Genomic DNA, 16,427 nt, shown 5'->3' on the forward strand with positions numbered 1-16,427 from the left:
CAAGAACGGAGCCGTGATGGCAGGAAACACAATTGGACAACTCTTTCGCGTCACGACGTTTGGCGAATCGCACGGCCTGGCGCTGGGCTGTATCGTCGACGGCGTACCGCCCGGCATTCCGCTAACCGAAGCCGATCTGCAGCACGATCTCGATCGCCGACGTCCGGGAACATCGCGCTATACTACCCAGCGCCGCGAACCGGACCAGGTTAAAATCCTCTCCGGCGTATTCGAGGGGGTGACTACCGGGACCAGCATTGGTCTGCTGATTGAGAATACCGATCAGCGTTCTCAGGATTACGGCGCGATTAAAGACGTTTTCCGCCCGGGCCACGCTGACTACACCTACGAACAGAAATATGGCCTGCGCGACTATCGCGGCGGCGGTCGTTCCTCTGCCCGTGAAACCGCTATGCGCGTGGCTGCCGGAGCGATTGCCAAGAAATTCCTCGCCGCGAAATTCGGGATTGTGATTCGCGGCTGCCTGACCCAGATGGGGGATATTCCTCTGGCTATCAAAGATTGGGAACAGGTTGAACAAAACCCGTTCTTCTGTCCGGATCCAGAGAAAATTGAAGCGCTCGATGAACTGATGCGAGGCCTGAAAAAAGAGGGCGACTCCATCGGAGCGAAAGTAACCGTGGTGGCCGATGGCGTTCCGCCGGGGCTCGGTGAGCCGGTATTTGACCGCCTCGATGCGGACATTGCGCACGCGCTGATGAGCATTAATGCGGTGAAGGGCGTGGAAATTGGCGATGGTTTTGAGGTGGTGAAGCTTCGCGGCAGCGAAAACCGCGATGAAATTACCAAAGCGGGTTTCCAGAGCAACCACGCGGGCGGCATTCTAGGTGGTATCAGCAGCGGTCAGCAGATCGTGGCGAACATTGCGCTGAAGCCTACCTCCAGTATTACCGTTCCGGGACATACGATTAATCGCTCTGGCGAAGAAGTCGAGATGATCACCAAAGGGCGTCACGATCCCTGCGTTGGCATTCGTGCGGTACCGATTGCCGAAGCGATGCTGGCGATCGTGCTTATGGATCACTTTATGCGTCAGCGCGCGCAAAATGGCGACGTGACGACATCAATTCCACGCTGGTAATAGATGAAAAAAACCGTTATCGCACTGCTGGCGCTTCTCGCCAGCGGTACCAGCCTGGCGGCAACGCCGTGGCAGAAAATCTCCCAGCCCATCAGCGGCAGCCCGCAGTCGATCGGTGCATTTGCCAATGGCTGCATCGTCGGCGCGCAGGCGCTGCCGTTAAACGCCACCGGCTATCAGGTGATGCGTACCGATCAGCGCCGCTACTTCGGCCATCCGGATCTCGTGCAGTTTATTCAGCGTCTAAGCAACCAGGCGTATAACAGAGGTATGGGAACGGTACTGATTGGCGATATGGGGATGCCGGCCGGGGGGCGTTTCAACGGCGGTCATGCCAGCCATCAGTCCGGGCTTGACGTCGATATTTTTCTGCAGCTTCCGCAGGCGCGCTGGAGTTCAGCTCAGCTGCTGAAGCCGCAGGCGCTGGATCTGGTGGCCCGCGATGGTCAGCGCGTCGTGCCCTCGTTGTGGAGCCCGCAAATTAGCCAGCTGATTAAGATGGCGGCGGAAGATAGCGACGTCACGCGTATTTTCGTCAACCCGGCAATTAAGCAGCAACTGTGCCTGGATGCCGGTAACGATCGCGACTGGCTACGCAAAGTTCGCCCATGGTTCCAGCACCGGGCGCATATGCACGTGCGCCTGCGCTGTCCGGCAGGCAGCCTTGAGTGCGAAGATCAGGCTCCGCCACCGGCCGGCGATGGCTGCGGTGCGGAATTGCAAAGCTGGTTTGAACCCCCTAAACCAGGATCAACCCCACCTGTGAAGAAGACGCCGCCTCCGCTGCCGCCTTCCTGCCAGGCGCTACTGGATGAGCATGTTCTTTAATGGATAGTTTTATCGATCTTTTTATGGTATCGCCGACGGTAATGGTGGTGCTGTTTTTCGTGGCCATTCTGGCGGGATTTATTGACTCCCTGGCGGGCGGCGGCGGGCTATTAACCGTCCCGGCCCTGATGGCGGCGGGTCTTCCTCCAGCGCAGGCGCTGGCAACGAATAAGCTGCAGGCCTGCGGCGGGTCGCTGTCCGCTTCGCTTTATTTCATCCGCCGCAAGGTAGTGAATCTGGCCGACCAGAAGCTCAATATTCTGATGACCTTTCTCGGCTCGACCGGCGGCGCGCTGCTGGTCCAGCACGTCCAGTCTGATGTTCTCAAACAGATACTGCCAATCCTGGTTATCGGCATTGGCCTCTATTTTCTGCTGATGCCGAAACTCGGCGAAGAGGACCGGCAGCGACGTCTGTACGGTCTGCCGTTTGCCCTGGTGGCTGGCGGCTGCGTCGGTTTTTACGATGGTTTCTTTGGCCCGGGCGCCGGATCCTTTTACGCGTTGGCTTTCGTCACCCTGGCGGGGTTCAATCTGGCGAAATCGACCGCGCATGCAAAATTGCTTAACGCGACGTCCAACGTTGGCGGCCTGCTGCTGTTTATTATTGGCGGTAAGGTGATTTGGGCGACCGGCTTTGTGATGATGGCCGGGCAGTTTATCGGCGCTCGCGCGGGATCTCGACTGGTGCTGAGCAAAGGACAGTCACTGATTCGGCCAATGATCGTTGTGGTGTCGGCGGTGATGAGCGCGAAACTTCTTTATGATAGCCATGGACAGGAGATCCTCCGCTGGTTGGGGATGAACTAATGAACAGTACGCATAAATACGAACAGCTGATCGAAATCTTCGACGGCTGTTTTGCCGATGATTTTAATACCCGTCTGATTAAAGGCGATGACGAACCGATCTATCTTCCAGCAGATGAAGAGGTGCCCTATAACCGCATCGTCTTTGCCCACGGCTTTTATGCCAGCGCGCTGCACGAGATTTCGCACTGGTGCATTGCCGGAAAGGCGCGCCGCGAGCTGGTTGATTTCGGTTACTGGTACTGCCCGGACGGGCGCGACGCGATGACCCAGTCAAAATTTGAAGACGTCGAGGTGAAACCTCAGGCGTTCGACTGGCTGTTTTGCGTGGCGGCGGGATATCCGTTTAACGTCAGCTGCGACAATCTGGAAGGGGATTTTGAACCCGATCGGATCGCTTTTCAGCGGCGGGTACATGCCCAGGTCATGATCTATCTGGAGCAAGGGATCCCTGAGCGTCCCGCGCGTTTTATCAAGGCGCTGCAAGAATATTACCAAACGCCGCCTTTGACGGCAGAACAGTTCCCGTGGCCGGAAGACCTGCACTAAGGCCACGCTTTACATAATATGAGGAAAGAAGATGATCGCGGAGTTTGAATCACGCATTCTGGCGTTAATTGACAATATGGTAGACCACGCCAGTGATGATGAACTGTTTGCCGGCGGTTATCTGCGCGGCCACCTGACGCTGGCGGTGGCCGAGCTGGAAGGAGAAGGGGAGCATACTGCGCAGGCGGTGCATGATAAAGTGACCCAAAGCCTGGAAAAAGCCATCAGCGCGGGCGAACTGTCGCCGCCGGATCAGATACTGGTGCAGGGAATGTGGGACAGTTTGTATCAGAAGGCGATGCAGGCGTAGTTCTGTAGCGCTTCCTTAAGCCGACGCCCGGCGTTCATCCCGCCGGGCACGGTTCCTCCGCTATTATTTCACCGCTCTCCCCTTCAGCAGTTTTCTTACCCATAGCCGGTTCGGATTCAGCGCAGCTAGCGTCTCTTGATCCATCGGTAATGGCTCATTGCTCATTTGCGCCGCGAGGATCTCTGCCGCGAGCGGGGCGGAGCAGAGGCCGCGCGAACCCAGCGCTCCCAGCATATAAAGATTGCGGTAAACCGGCGCTGCTCTGGCCTTATCCTGATGTTCAGCCAGCGAGGCATATTCACTTAAGGTCGCGTCATAATCAGGCACGCTGCCGACCATCGGCAAATGATCGCGCGTCGCACAGCGCACGCCGCTGCGGGACTCATTCGCGCTTACGTCAACCTCCCGCGTCCATTGCGCCTGCGGGAAACAGTCTATCAGACGCTGTCGATTCTGCTGCTGATCGTCGGCGCTAAACGCGGTATCCGTCTGTCCACGATGATAGCTGGCGCCGATGCAGTGCTGCTGGTTGTGCGGGTTTTGCGGCGTCAGGTAGCCGTTGTAGCACAGCACCTGGCGTAAAGACGATAGCCCTGGCGTTGTTGGTATATGGCTGACCTGGCCGGCGACGGGATACATCGGAAGATGCTCCGTCTGGCTGAAGCGGGTTACCTGATGGCCATTGGCCAGCACCACGACTTCATGAAACTGACGATCGTTTAATTGCCAGCCGGTATTGTCCGCGCTGATAGTCTCTACGGGATATCGGTAGTGAACCCGTAATCCGCGAGTGGCGGCGAGCGCCAGCAGTTCTGCGGTTAACTGCTGGGGGCACAGCCAGCCTCCGGCAGGATAGGTTATTCCTCCGCAGCCGGTTTCCACTCCTGCTTGTTCCGCAGCGCTCTGCGCATTAACGGCGAGGGCGATTTCCGGCGGCAGATTAAGCTCAACCATCTGGGCAATTTTATGCGCGCTTTTTTCATCCCAGCCCAGCTGCGTCACCCCGCACCAGTCATGATCGAACATGACCGGCAGATCGTCGTAGAGGCGGCGAGCGAAAGTAAATGCAGCGGGGAAAAAGCGGGCCAGGGCGGGGTCGTGCTGGCTGAGCAGCGGATAGAGCGCTCCCTGGCGATTGCCGGATGCGCCTTGTGCCGGAGCGTCATCGGCGCAGTATAGTGTCACCTGCCACCCGCGCCGCAGCAGCGCCAGAGCGAGCAGGGCGCTGGCGATCCCTCCGCCAACAATCGCCGCATCGCGCTGTTCAGTGCCGCTGCGGGCAAACCACGGCGCACGCGCGGGAAAGTTGAGTCGTTGATTCATTTCCCCGATGAGCATTTCTCGCTTGCGGCCAAAGCCCTTGCGTTTCTGCATGCTGAAACCGGCTTCCTCCAGCCCGCGGCGCACAAAACCTGCGGAGGTAAAGGTGGCCAGAGTGCCGCCGGGTCTCGCCAGGCGAGCCATTGCCGCAAAGAGTTCCGCCGTCCACATGTCCGGGTTTTTGGCGGGCGCAAAGCCATCCAGAAACCAGGCGTCTACCTGCTGATTGAGCGAGTCGTCCAGCTCGTTGGTCAGCTGGTTAATATCGCCAAACCATAAATCCAGCGTGATGCGGCCCTCGTCCAGCAGCAGTCGATGACAGCCGGCAAACGGCAGCGGCCAACGGGCCTGCAGCTGCTCGGCCCAGGGCGCAAGCTCCGGCCAGTGCTGGTGAGCGAGGCGCAGATCGTCCGCGCGCAGCGGGAATTTTTCGAAACTGATGAAGTGTAATCTTTGCAGGGTAGCCTGAGGGTTATCGCGGCGAAAAACGTCAAACGCCTGCCACAGCGTCAGAAAGTTAAGGCCGGTACCGAACCCGCTTTCGGCAACCACAAATAACGGACGTGAGTGTGTTGAAAAACGTTCGTTGAGCCGGTTGCCGTCGAGGAAAACGTAGCGCGTCTCTTCCAGACCGTTGTCATTGGAAAAGTAGACATCGTCGAAATCTCGGGAAACAGGTGTACCCTCAGCGTTGAATTCCAGGTTGGCAGGTTGTATGGCGTTTTGTTTCACGTAAGTTACTCGAATCACAAGGCGTAGAACGATCTTAACGATGTGTGCCTGAGGGCGCAAATTTATACACAAATTGGCTGATCGGACTTGTTCGGCGTACAAGTGTACGCTATTGTGCGACTCGAAACTTAATATAGTGCGACTTACAGAGGTATTGAATGAAACGTGCAGTGATTACTGGCCTGGGCATCGTTTCCAGTATTGGTAATAACCAGCAGGAAGTCCTGGCATCTCTGCGTGAAGGACGCTCCGGGATCACTTTCTCTGAAGAGTTTAAAGATTCGGGAATGCGCAGCCACGTATGGGGCAACGTTAAACTGGATACAACCGGTTTGATCGACCGTAAAGTGGTTCGTTTCATGAACGATGCCTCTATCTATTCCTATCTCTCCATGCAGCAGGCGATTGAAGATGCAGGCCTGAAAGATGAGGTCTATCAGCAAAACCCGCGCGTGGGCCTGATTGCCGGTTCTGGCGGTTCTTCTAAATCTCAGGTTTTTGGCGCTGATGCCATGCGCAGCCCGCGCGGTCTGAAAGCTGTAGGTCCTTATGTGGTGACCAAGGCGATGGCATCCGCGGTCTCCGCTTGCCTTGCAACACCTTTCAAAATTTACGGTGTGAACTACTCTATCAGCTCCGCCTGCGCAACGTCTGCGCACTGCATCGGTAATGCTGTGGAACAAATCCAGCTGGGCAAACAGGATATCGTGTTTGCCGGTGGCGGCGAAGAGCTGTGCTGGGAGATGGCGTGTGAGTTCGACGCGATGGGCGCGCTGTCCACCAAATATAACGAAACGCCGGATAAAGCTTCCCGTACTTATGATACCCACCGTGATGGTTTCGTTATTGCTGGCGGCGGCGGTATGGTTGTGGTTGAAGAGCTGGAACATGCTCTGGCGCGCGGCGCGCACATCTATGCTGAAATCGTTGGCTACGGCGCAACTTCCGATGGCGCAGATATGGTTGCCCCGTCCGGTGAAGGTGCGGTTCGCTGCATGAAGATGGCGATGGAAGGCGTAGATACGCCGATTGACTATCTGAACTCCCACGGTACCTCTACGCCGGTAGGCGACGTGAAAGAGCTGGGGGCGATTCGCGAAGTCTTCGGCGATAACAGCCCGGCTATCTCCGCGACCAAAGCGATGACCGGTCACTCCCTGGGCGCCGCTGGCGTACAGGAGGCTATCTACTCTCTGCTGATGCTGGAACACGGCTTTATTGCCCCGAGCATCAACATTGAAGAGATGGACGAACAGGCAGCTGGTCTGAACATTGTGACCGAGCCGACCGAGCGTGCGCTGACTACCGTAATGTCTAACAGCTTCGGCTTTGGCGGTACTAACGCCACGCTGGTGATGCGTAAATACAGCGCATAACGAGCATGCTTTGCAAGGGGAGCCTGCCGGCTCCCCTTTTTTGTATTCTTGACAGACCCATGGGTGTAAAGGCAAACTCCTGCCACAACATTATTCTCTCAGATAATGCGTAAGCGTTTAACGTCATCCAACGCGCCTTAAACCTGATAATCAGGTGGAGAGGGCGTGGCCATCACCTCGCCTTACTCTGCGAACTGGAGTAAAGCATGTCCGCAGTCACTGAAACAAAAAAAACGCCTTCAGCGAATGGTTCGCTGTTTCGGATCACTTTCGCCGTTTTTCTTACCTATATGACCGTTGGCCTGCCGCTGCCGGTTATCCCCTTGTTCGTCCATCAGGAACTGGGCTTCGGCAACACCATGGTTGGTATCGCCGTTGGTATCCAGTTTCTGGCGACCGTATTAACCCGCGGCTATGCAGGTCGTCTGGCGGACCAGTACGGCGCGAAACGCTCTGTGCTACAGGGGATGCTGGCCTGTGCGCTGGCTGGAGGTGCCTGGCTATGCGCCGCGCTGCTGCCGGTCCCCGTAATGGCGAAGTTTGGCCTGCTGGTGCTGGGCCGTCTGATCCTGGGGTTTGGTGAAAGCCAGCTGCTCACCGGCAATTTAAGCTGGGGAATGGGGCTGGTGGGCCCGATGCGCTCAGGTAAAGTGATGTCGTGGAACGGCATGGCGATATACGGCTCGCTGGCGGCCGGAGCTCCGCTGGGGCTGCTGATCTACAGCCATTACGGCGTTGCAGCGCTGGCCGGCGTCACCATGGTGCTGCCGCTGGTGGCGTGGGCAATTAACGGCACGGTGCGTAAAATTCCCGCCCACGGCGGCGAGCGTCCGTCGCTGTGGAGCGTGGTGGGAATGATCTGGCGGCCCGGTATTGGTCTTGGACTGCAGGGCGTCGGTTTCGCGGTGATAGGCACGTTCGTCTCCCTCTATTTCGCCAGCAACGGCTGGGCGATGGCCGGTTTTACCTTAACCGCGTTTGGTGGAGCATTTGTGCTGATGCGCGTGCTGTTTGGTTGGATGCCGGACCGCTTCGGTGGGGTGAAAGTGGCCATCGTTTCGCTGTTGATTGAGGCGGTAGGCCTGGCGCTGCTCTGGCAGGCGCCCAATGCCTGGGTCGCGCTGGCGGGCGCGGCGCTAACCGGCTGCGGTTGCTCGCTTATCTTCCCGGCGCTGGGCGTAGAGGTTGTGAAGCGGGTACCGCCGCAGGTTCGAGGAACGGCGCTTGGCGGCTACGCTGCGTTTCAGGATATCTCCTACGGCGTCACCGGCCCGCTTACCGGATTGCTTGCGACTTCTTTAGGCTATTCTTCCGTCTTCCTGGCGGCGGCAATATGCGCCGTGCTGGGGATCCTCATTACGCTGGTATCGCTGCGTAAATAGGCCTTTTGTTCGGCCCGGTATACGGGCCGAACAGGCGGTTAAATCACTAACCACAGCAAAATAAGCCCCGCGAGCAGCGTCAACGCGATAGCCCACGGCTTTTTAAACGCCAGCCACGGCGATGAAGGCGGCGCCTGAACCGGTGGGATCGCCAGCGTCTCTTGCGCTCTGGCGACCCTGAGCACGAAAATTTTGTTCAGCAGCGTCAGCAGCTGGGCTGCGCTTAGCGGCGTTTGCGCCGTTGCGTGCCAGCTGGTTTGCGCAAAATCCATCACTCTTTGCCACTCCGCGGCTTCAAGCGGCTGCTTCAGGGCGGCCTGCAATGACATCAGCGTCGGCGTAGCCTGCGTGCTGAGCGTTTGCCGCGCATGGAGCCAGTATGAGAGGGGAGTGAAGTGGGTCGCCGGGATCAGTTCCCCGCTTTTGACGCCGCTTAGCTCCAGCATCGACTGCCAGATGAGCTTGCTGGACTCTCCGGTAGCTGCTGCCAGTTTGGTCACCTGTTGATTGAGCGTATTGTGCTCCGCTGGCAGCAGTGGACGATGGGTTGGCGGGCGCTGCTGCGGCTGAGGAATCGAGAGCTGGCCGCTTTGCAGCAGTTGCAAAACATTCTCCAGCTGCGGCTGGGTGAGCGCATGCAGCGCGGTTTGACCGTCATGCTGACGAATATAATCGCTGACCGCCTGACGATTATTACCCTGGTTCAGCAGTTCGCTCAGCTGCGCCAGGATTTGCCGGCGGTGGTGATTCTGTTGGGCAAGGATTAAGCGCTGGTTCAGGCTGTGTTCGGCGGCCGCAAAATGGCTTGCCAACAGCGGGGCGTCGTTTTTCAGGCTCAGATCGTGCTTTACGCAGGCCCACACTTCCGCACTTTGCTGCGATGTTAACGCCACCAGGCGCGTAATGAGCCGCTCAAGCGCGGTGCGCTGCTGGGTAGTGAGCGGAGGTTCGCCTGTCCCCGGAGGGCGATCGGACATACCTGAAACGGGATGCGTCATGATTAATCCTTTGCGTAGTGCTGTACTAAATTACTGTACTCAGGGCCGGGTGGTGATGTTCCTGGCGGGCAGATTATGGCACACTTCCCCGGTTTACTCTCGCTCTCAGACAGGTACTGAACCGTGAAAATCCTCGTTGATGAAAATATGCCCTATGCGCGTGAGCTTTTTAGCCGCCTGGGGGAAGTGAAGGCCGTTGCGGGTCGTCCCGTTCCGGTCGAAGCGCTCAATGACGCTGATGCGCTGATGGTGCGATCCGTCACCAAAGTTAACGAAGCGCTGCTCTCCGGCAAGGCTATCAAATTTGTTGGCACCGCAACGGCAGGCACCGACCATGTCGATCAGGCGTGGCTGCAGCGGGCGGGAATCGGTTTTTCCGCGGCGCCTGGCTGTAACGCTATCGCGGTGGTGGAATATGTCTTTTCAGCGCTGCTCATGTTGGCTGAACGCGATGGCTTTGCGCTGCGCGACCGTACCGTCGGGATCGTAGGCGTCGGCAACGTGGGCGGGCGCCTGCACAAACGTCTCGAGGCGCTGGGAATTAAAACGCTGCTTTGCGATCCCCCGCGCGCCGATCGCGGCGATAAGGGCGACTTTCGTCCTCTTGACGAGCTGGTGCAGGAAGCCGACATTCTGACTTTCCATACGCCGCTCTATAAGGAAGGGCAGTACAAAACGCTGCACCTGGCGGATGAGGCGCTGATTCGCCGCCTGAAGCCGGGGACGATATTAATCAACGCCTGCCGTGGGGCAGTGGTGGATAACGCTGCGCTGCTTAAACGACTACAGGAAAATCAGCCGTTAAGCGTGGTGCTGGATGTCTGGGAGCCGGAGCCGGACCTGAATATCGAGCTGCTCAAGCGGGTGGATATTGGTACGCCGCATATTGCCGGCTACACCCTTGAAGGAAAAGCGCGCGGTACGACCCAGGTTTTTGAGGCCTACAGCGCGTTTATTGGCCACCCGCAGCAGGTGGCGCTGGACACGCTGCTACCGGCGCCGGAGTTTGGTCGCATTACGCTGCACGGGCCGCTCGATCAGGCAACGCTAAAACGGCTGGCGCATTTGGTGTATGATGTGCGCCGCGATGATGCGCCGCTGCGAAAAGTCGCGGGCGTTGCGGGCGAGTTCGATAAGCTGCGCAAGAATTACCAGGAACGTCGCGAATGGTCTTCGCTGTACGTGCAGTGTAGTGATGCCCAGGCGGCGACGCTGCTGCGCCAGCTTGGCTTTAACGCCGTACATCATCCTGTTCGTTAATATCATCTTAATGCGCCTGCTGGATAATCCGGCAGGGCCGCTTTTTTTCTGGAGTACACCACCATGTCTGAAGGCTGGAATATTGCCATACTGGGCGCAACGGGCGCCGTAGGCGAAGCCCTGCTCGAAACTCTTGCCGATCGTCAGTTCCCGGTGGGGGATATTTATGCCCTTGCGCGTAGCGACAGCGCCGGTGAACATCTGCGTTTTGCGGGCAAGTCGGTTCTCGTACAGGATGCGGCGGAGTTCGACTGGACCCAGGCCCAGCTGGCATTTTTTGCCGCGGGTGTAGAAGCGACCGCAGCGTATGTCGAAGAGGCCACGAACGCGGGCTGCCTGGTGATTGACTTAAGCGGTCTGTTTGCTCTGGAGCCGGATGTGCCGCTGGTGGTACCGGATGTTAACCCATTCGTACTGGCGGATTACCGCAACCGTAACGTTATCGCGGTAGCGAATAGCCTGACAAGCCAGCTGCTGTCGGCGTTAAAACCGTTGATCGATCAGGGCGGTCTGTCGCGTATAAGCGTAACCAGCCTGCTTTCTGCTTCCGCTCACGGTAAAAAAGCGGTTGATGCGCTGGCGGGCCAGAGCGCTAAATTACTCAACGGTATGCCAATCGATGACGATGATTTCTTCGGCCGCCAGCTGGCGTTCAATATGCTGCCGCTGCTGCCCGATCGTGAAGGAAGCGTGCGCGAAGAGCGGCGTATCGTCGATGAAGCCCGCAAGATACTGCAGGATGACGGTCTGATGATCTCCGCTAATGTCGTGCAGTCGCCGGTGTTCTATGGCCACGCGCAGATGGTGAGCTTTGAAGCGCAGCGTCCGCTGGCGGCCGAAGAGGCGCGCGATGCCTTTAGCCGCGGGGAAGATATCGAGCTGTCCGAAGAGGGCGAATTCCCGACGCAGGTCGGGGATGCTTCCGGCAACGCCCGCCTTTCCGTCGGCTGCGTGCATAACGACTATGGTATGCCTGAACAGGTGCAGTTCTGGTCAGTCGCCGATAACGTTCGTTTTGGCGGCGCGCTGATGGCGGTGAAAATCGCTGAGAAGCTGGTGCAGGAGTATTTGTACTGATGTCTGAGATGGAGCAGCCGCCGGTCTACAAAATCGCGCTGGGCATCGAATACGATGGCAGCAAGTACTACGGCTGGCAGCGGCAGAACGAAGTCCGCAGCGTACAGGAGAAGCTGGAAAAGGCGCTCTCGCAGGTAGCGAACGAGCCTGTTAACGTTTTTTGCGCGGGCCGTACGGATGCCGGCGTTCACGGAACCGGCCAGGTCGTGCATTTTGAAACGCGCTCGCAGCGTCAGGATGCCGCATGGACCCTGGGCGTCAATGCCAATTTACCCGGCGATATCGCGGTTCGCTGGGTGAAGCGGGTTCCTGAGGATTTTCACGCCCGCTTCAGCGCCACCGCGCGCCGCTATCGTTATGTTATCTATAATCATCGTCTGCGGCCGGCGGTATTGAGCCGCGGCGTAACCCATTATTATCACCCGCTGGATGCAGAACGGATGCAGCGCGCCGCTCAGTGCCTGCTGGGAGAGAATGATTTCACCTCGTTTCGTGCGGTGCAGTGCCAGTCGCGCACGCCGTGGCGGAACGTGATGCACATTAATGTCACTCGTTATGGTGCATATGTGGTGGTGGACATCAAAGCGAATGCCTTTGTACATCATATGGTAAGGAATATTGTCGGCAGTCTGATGGAAGTAGGTGCCGGTAACCAGCCAGAGAGCTGGATTGCAGAACTTCTGGCGGCAAAAGACAGGACGCTTGCCGCCGCAACGGCAAAGGCGGAAGGATTGTATCTGGTGGCGGTGGATTACCCGGCGCGCTACGACCTCCCTGTCATGCCGATGGGCCCGCTGTTTTTGGCGGACTAACCTGGTCATTAAGGGCTAACGCAAATTATGGATCTGATTCACTTTTTAATCGATTTTATCCTGCACATTGATGTGCATCTGGCTGAGCTGGTCGCGGAGTACGGTATTTGGGTATACGCGATTTTGTTTTTGATTCTGTTCTGCGAAACCGGCCTGGTGGTCACGCCGTTTCTGCCGGGGGATTCTCTGCTGTTTGTGGCAGGAGCGCTCTCCGCGCTGCCGACTAACGATCTCAACGTGCATTTAATGGTGCTGCTGATGGTCATTGCGGCGATTGTTGGCGATGCGCTGAACTACACGATTGGCCGGCTGTTCGGTGAAAAGCTTTTCAGCAACCCCGATTCGAAAATTTTCCGCCGCAGCTATCTGGATAAGACCCATAGCTTCTACGAACGCCACGGCGGCAAAACCATCATCCTGGCCCGTTTCGTGCCGATTGTCAGAACGTTTGCGCCGTTTGTTGCGGGAATGGGGCATATGTCCTATCGTCATTTTGCGATGTATAACGTCGTTGGCGCGCTGCTTTGGGTACTGTTATTTACCTATGCGGGTTATCTGTTTGGCGATTTGCCGATCGTACAGGAAAACCTTAAGCTGCTGATCGTCGCGATTATTGTTCTGTCCGTACTGCCTGGCGTCATTGAAGTCATCCGCCACAAGCGGGCGGCGGCGAAACAGGCGAAATAACGCGGCGACGATCTTCGGACGGTATGCCGCCGTCCGAAGAGTGAAGTGTGAGCGGTTCGACCACTTTTTTATCCCATGTTACGGGATGTTATGATTTAATGTGCAACATTCATGGTCTGTGAGGGGCAAAAATGGCATTATGCGCCCCTTGCGACAAAACTGGCATCGACCAGGTTCAGGTAGAAAGGTTATCAATGAGCTGGATTGAACGAATTAAAAGCAATATAACCCCCACCCGTAAGGCAAGTATCCCTGAAGGTGTATGGACCAAGTGCGACAGCTGCGGTCAGGTATTGTACCGCGCAGAGCTGGAGCGCAACCTGGAGGTTTGCCCTAAGTGCGATCACCACATGCGTATGTCGGCGCGCAACCGCCTGCATAGCCTGCTGGACGAAGGTTCCCTCGTGGAGCTGGGAAGCGAGCTCGAGCCGAAAGATGTGCTGAAGTTCCGCGATTCGAAAAAGTATAAAGACCGTCTGGCCTCAGCCCAGAAAGAGACTGGCGAAAAAGACGCGCTGGTGGTCATGAAAGGCACTCTGCATGCTATGCCGGTTGTTGCCGCAGCTTTCGAATTCTCCTTTATGGGCGGGTCAATGGGCTCTGTGGTCGGCGCGCGCTTTGTCCGCGCGGTTGAGCAGGCTCTGGAAGACAACTGCCCGCTGATTTGCTTCTCCGCATCCGGCGGCGCGCGTATGCAGGAAGCGCTGATGTCGCTGATGCAGATGGCGAAAACCTCCGCTGCGCTGGCGAAAATGCAGGAGCGCGGATTGCCGTATATCTCCGTGCTGACTGACCCCACCATGGGCGGTGTCTCGGCGAGCTTTGCGATGCTGGGCGATCTGAATATCGCCGAGCCGAAAGCGCTGATCGGCTTTGCCGGTCCCCGCGTTATCGAGCAGACCGTTCGCGAGAAGCTGCCGGCAGGATTCCAGCGCAGTGAGTTCCTGATTGAGAAAGGGGCGATCGACATGATCGTACGCCGCCCGGAAATGCGTCTGAAGCTGGCCAGCATTCTGGCGAAGCTAATGAATCTTCCGGCGCCAAATCCGGAACCCGCTCACGAAGGTGAGGTGGTGCCACCGGTGCCGGATCAGGAACCAGAGGCCTGATAATGCAGAGGGCAGGCCTGACGGCGCTGCCCTTTTTTATACGCGTAGTTATCCTAACTCTTGCCGGACATCATGGAAAAACAACCTATTCCTCAGGCCACGTCGCCCCTGGCTACGTGGCTTTCTTATCTGGAACATCTGCACAGCAAAACTATCGATCTTGGGCTGGCGCGCGTCAGCGAGGTCGCGCAGCGGATGGCGGTAATAAAACCTGCGCCGTTTGTCTTTACGGTCGCGGGGACCAACGGCAAAGGCACCACCTGCCGTACCCTGGAATCGGTGCTGATGGCGGCGGGCTACAAGGTTGGCGTATACAGTTCGCCGCATCTGGTGCGCTACACCGAGCGGGTGCGCGTGCAGGGCGAAGAGCTGCCGGAACTCGCGCATACGACCTCTTTTGCCGAAATTGAAGCCGCGCGCGGCGATATTTCCCTGAGCTATTTCGAGTTCGGTACTCTCTCTGCGCTGTGGTTGTTTCAGCAGGCGCGACTGGATGTGGTGATTCTTGAGGTGGGCCTGGGCGGCCGCCTTGATGCTACCAATATCGTCGATGCTGACGTGGCGGTGGTCACCAGTATTGCCCTCGATCATACTGACTGGCTGGGGCCCGATCGCGAAAGTATCGGTCGTGAAAAGGCGGGGATTTTTCGCTCAGGCAAACCGGCCATCGTCGGCGAACCCGATATGCCGTTGACCATCGCAGAGGTGGCGAGCGAAAAAGGGGCGCAGCTCCTGCGCCGTGGCGTTGACTGGCAGTACGACGCCAGTGAACAAGGCTGGTCCTTCCGCGATCGGCAGGGGACGTTAAACGATCTGCCGCTGCCGCAGGTACCGCTGCCGAATGCGGCAACCGCGCTCGCGGCCCTGCGCGCCAGCGGGCTTAAGGTGAAGGAGCAGGCGATGCGCGACGGCATTCAAAACGCGATGCTGCCTGGGCGTTTCCAGATAATCAGCGAAGCGCCGCGGACGATCCTTGACGTTGCTCATAACCCGCACGCGGCGGCCTATCTCGCCGGGCGTCTCAAAACCTTATCGAAAACGGGGCGCGTACTGGCGGTTGTTGGTATGCTGCATGATAAGGATATCGCAGGTACGCTGGCGAATTTGCAGGCGGAAGTTGACGACTGGTACTGCGCGCCGCTGGAAGGGCCGCGCGGAGCCACGGCGGAGCAGCTGCTGGAACATTTACGCGCAGGTAAAGTCTATACCAGCGTTGCGCAAGCGTGGCATGCGGCGATGGCGGATGCCAGACCTGAAGATACGGTGCTGGTCTGTGGTTCATTCCACACGGTGGCGCATGTAATGGAAGAAATAGACGCGGGGAGAACCGGTGGCAAGTAAGTTTCAGAACCGTTTAGTCGGGACGATTGTGCTGGTAGCGCTGGGGGTGATTATCCTGCCAGGACTACTGGATGGTCAGAAAAAACATTATCAGGATGAGTTTGCCGCCATTCCGCTGGTGCCCAAACCAGGGGACCGCGATGAGCCGGATATGCTGCCAGCGGCGACTCAGGCGCTGCCTTCGCAGCCTCCGGAAGGGGCGGCGGAAGAGGTGAGAGCCGGTGACGCCGCGGCGCCATCGTTGGATCCGTCGCGCATACCGGTGAACAACAACAGTTTTGATGTGGTTCAGGAGCCGGTTGTCGCGCCAAAACCGCAGGCGCAGCCGAAACCTCAGCCGAAGCCGGTAGAGAAACCACAGCAGCAGCAGGTTGCGGCGCAGACGCCGCCGCCTAAGCCACAGCAGCAGGCTGAAATCCCGGCGCCGACCGGTAAAGCATACGTAGTGCAGCTGGGCGCGCTAAAGAACGCCGATAAGGTCAACGAAATTGTGGGCAAGCTGCGCGCTTCCGGTTTTAAGGTTTACACATCGCCTTCGACACCGGTGCAGGGTAAAATTACCCGTATTCTTGTGGGGCCGGATACCTCAAAGGATAAGCTTAAAGGCCAGCTTGGAGAACTGAAGCAGCTTTCAGGACTCAGCGGCGTGGTCATGGGCTACAGCCCGAACTAACTCTCTCTTTTTTAAAAGAGTAGCGAGCTGAAACCCCTGTCTGACGTGCCCTGAAGAGGCGAA

Annotated in this window: 16 protein-coding genes; 14 read left to right on the forward strand and 2 right to left on the reverse strand. The window is 57.8% G+C overall.

The window, feature by feature from the left end:
* Positions 1–16 precede the first annotated feature (16 nt).
* The 5 genes from aroC to ACSIPU_RS13715 are packed head-to-tail and all read left to right on the forward strand — an operon-like array spanning position 17 to position 3,597.
* Positions 17–1,102, forward strand: a complete 1,086-nt coding sequence (aroC, locus tag ACSIPU_RS13695; RefSeq protein WP_004104176.1) for a chorismate synthase — start codon at positions 17–19, stop codon at positions 1,100–1,102.
* 3 nt (positions 1,103–1,105) lie between these two features.
* Positions 1,106–1,930, forward strand: coding sequence for a penicillin-insensitive murein endopeptidase (mepA, locus tag ACSIPU_RS13700; protein WP_032728590.1), 825 nt, complete (start codon positions 1,106–1,108; stop codon positions 1,928–1,930).
* Complete coding sequence (locus ACSIPU_RS13705) at positions 1,930–2,739, forward strand: sulfite exporter TauE/SafE family protein (RefSeq protein ID WP_004104169.1); 810 nt, start codon at positions 1,930–1,932, stop codon at positions 2,737–2,739. Before mepA ends, ACSIPU_RS13705 begins: the two co-directional genes overlap by 1 nt.
* Positions 2,739–3,287 (forward strand): elongation factor P hydroxylase, encoded by a 549-nt coding sequence (locus tag ACSIPU_RS13710; RefSeq protein WP_016808406.1) that lies wholly within the window; start codon positions 2,739–2,741, stop codon positions 3,285–3,287. Before ACSIPU_RS13705 ends, ACSIPU_RS13710 begins: the two co-directional genes overlap by 1 nt.
* Before the next feature lie 31 nt (positions 3,288–3,318).
* On the forward strand, positions 3,319–3,597 hold the full coding sequence (locus ACSIPU_RS13715; protein WP_004104165.1) for a YfcL family protein: 279 nt from the start codon (positions 3,319–3,321) through the stop codon (positions 3,595–3,597).
* A 63-nt stretch (positions 3,598–3,660) separates the two neighbouring features.
* Here the strand turns inward: ACSIPU_RS13715 and mnmC are convergent, their stop codons facing one another.
* On the reverse strand, positions 3,661–5,649 hold the full coding sequence (gene mnmC, locus ACSIPU_RS13720; RefSeq protein ID WP_024274527.1) for a bifunctional tRNA (5-methylaminomethyl-2-thiouridine)(34)-methyltransferase MnmD/FAD-dependent 5-carboxymethylaminomethyl-2-thiouridine(34) oxidoreductase MnmC: 1,989 nt from the start codon (positions 5,647–5,649) through the stop codon (positions 3,661–3,663).
* A 158-nt stretch (positions 5,650–5,807) separates the two neighbouring features.
* Between mnmC and fabB the strand changes: the two genes are divergently transcribed.
* A complete protein-coding gene (fabB, locus tag ACSIPU_RS13725; RefSeq protein ID WP_004104161.1) occupies positions 5,808–7,025 on the forward strand; it encodes a beta-ketoacyl-ACP synthase I in 1,218 nt (405 codons plus the stop codon).
* Positions 7,026–7,231: 206 nt separating this feature from the next.
* Positions 7,232–8,407: an MFS transporter gene (locus tag ACSIPU_RS13730; RefSeq protein ID WP_004104159.1), complete on the forward strand. Its 1,176-nt coding sequence runs from the start codon at positions 7,232–7,234 to the stop codon at positions 8,405–8,407.
* Positions 8,408–8,445: 38 nt separating this feature from the next.
* On the opposite strand, the gene flk is transcribed toward ACSIPU_RS13730, so the two are convergent.
* Complete coding sequence (gene flk, locus ACSIPU_RS13735; RefSeq protein ID WP_023321382.1) at positions 8,446–9,405, reverse strand: flagella biosynthesis regulator Flk; 960 nt, start codon at positions 9,403–9,405, stop codon at positions 8,446–8,448.
* 123 nt (positions 9,406–9,528) lie between these two features.
* Here flk and pdxB point away from each other — a divergent pair, with 123 nt between their 5' ends.
* The 7 genes from pdxB to dedD all read left to right on the forward strand — a co-directional run bounded on the left by pdxB (position 9,529) and on the right by dedD (position 16,364).
* Complete coding sequence (gene pdxB, locus ACSIPU_RS13740) at positions 9,529–10,665, forward strand: 4-phosphoerythronate dehydrogenase PdxB (RefSeq protein WP_160886078.1); 1,137 nt, start codon at positions 9,529–9,531, stop codon at positions 10,663–10,665.
* Between the two features lie 63 nt (positions 10,666–10,728).
* Entirely contained in the window at positions 10,729–11,742 is a 1,014-nt protein-coding gene (locus ACSIPU_RS13745) for an aspartate-semialdehyde dehydrogenase (RefSeq protein WP_004104155.1), read from the forward strand.
* A complete protein-coding gene (gene truA / locus ACSIPU_RS13750; protein WP_004104154.1) occupies positions 11,742–12,554 on the forward strand; it encodes a tRNA pseudouridine(38-40) synthase TruA in 813 nt (270 codons plus the stop codon). The genes ACSIPU_RS13745 and truA overlap by 1 nt, the downstream gene beginning before the upstream one ends.
* A 27-nt stretch (positions 12,555–12,581) precedes the next feature.
* Entirely contained in the window at positions 12,582–13,241 is a 660-nt protein-coding gene (locus ACSIPU_RS13755) for a DedA family protein (RefSeq protein ID WP_004104153.1), read from the forward strand.
* Between the two features lie 194 nt (positions 13,242–13,435).
* Complete coding sequence (accD, locus tag ACSIPU_RS13760; RefSeq protein ID WP_016808402.1) at positions 13,436–14,350, forward strand: acetyl-CoA carboxylase, carboxyltransferase subunit beta; 915 nt, start codon at positions 13,436–13,438, stop codon at positions 14,348–14,350.
* A gap of 72 nt (positions 14,351–14,422) precedes the next feature.
* Entirely contained in the window at positions 14,423–15,691 is a 1,269-nt protein-coding gene (folC, locus tag ACSIPU_RS13765; RefSeq protein WP_196557859.1) for a bifunctional tetrahydrofolate synthase/dihydrofolate synthase, read from the forward strand.
* Positions 15,681–16,364, forward strand: a complete 684-nt coding sequence (gene dedD, locus ACSIPU_RS13770) for a cell division protein DedD (RefSeq protein WP_004114272.1) — start codon at positions 15,681–15,683, stop codon at positions 16,362–16,364. Before folC ends, dedD begins: the two co-directional genes overlap by 11 nt.
* The last annotated feature ends 63 nt before the right edge of the window (positions 16,365–16,427 follow it).

Source organism: Klebsiella sp. HN106, from assembly GCF_051209435.1.
GTDB classification, from domain to species: Bacteria; Pseudomonadota; Gammaproteobacteria; order Enterobacterales; family Enterobacteriaceae; genus Klebsiella; species Klebsiella oxytoca.

What these genes read in the sequence shown, in the direction of transcription:
- aroC (WP_004104176.1), top strand. Translation starts at nt 17, where the DNA reads ATGGCAGGAAACACAATTGGACAACTCTTTCGCGTCACGACGTTTGGC.
- mepA (WP_032728590.1), top strand. Translation starts at nt 1,106, where the DNA reads ATGAAAAAAACCGTTATCGCACTGCTGGCGCTTCTCGCCAGCGGTACC.
- ACSIPU_RS13705 (WP_004104169.1), top strand. Translation starts at nt 1,930, where the DNA reads ATGGATAGTTTTATCGATCTTTTTATGGTATCGCCGACGGTAATGGTG.
- ACSIPU_RS13710 (WP_016808406.1), top strand. Translation starts at nt 2,739, where the DNA reads ATGAACAGTACGCATAAATACGAACAGCTGATCGAAATCTTCGACGGC.
- ACSIPU_RS13715 (WP_004104165.1), top strand. Translation starts at nt 3,319, where the DNA reads ATGATCGCGGAGTTTGAATCACGCATTCTGGCGTTAATTGACAATATG.
- fabB (WP_004104161.1), top strand. Translation starts at nt 5,808, where the DNA reads ATGAAACGTGCAGTGATTACTGGCCTGGGCATCGTTTCCAGTATTGGT.
- ACSIPU_RS13730 (WP_004104159.1), top strand. Translation starts at nt 7,232, where the DNA reads ATGTCCGCAGTCACTGAAACAAAAAAAACGCCTTCAGCGAATGGTTCG.
- flk (WP_023321382.1), bottom strand. Translation starts at nt 9,405, where the DNA reads ATGACGCATCCCGTTTCAGGTATGTCCGATCGCCCTCCGGGGACAGGC.
- ACSIPU_RS13745 (WP_004104155.1), top strand. Translation starts at nt 10,729, where the DNA reads ATGTCTGAAGGCTGGAATATTGCCATACTGGGCGCAACGGGCGCCGTA.
- truA (WP_004104154.1), top strand. Translation starts at nt 11,742, where the DNA reads ATGTCTGAGATGGAGCAGCCGCCGGTCTACAAAATCGCGCTGGGCATC.
- ACSIPU_RS13755 (WP_004104153.1), top strand. Translation starts at nt 12,582, where the DNA reads ATGGATCTGATTCACTTTTTAATCGATTTTATCCTGCACATTGATGTG.
- accD (WP_016808402.1), top strand. Translation starts at nt 13,436, where the DNA reads ATGAGCTGGATTGAACGAATTAAAAGCAATATAACCCCCACCCGTAAG.
- folC (WP_196557859.1), top strand. Translation starts at nt 14,423, where the DNA reads ATGGAAAAACAACCTATTCCTCAGGCCACGTCGCCCCTGGCTACGTGG.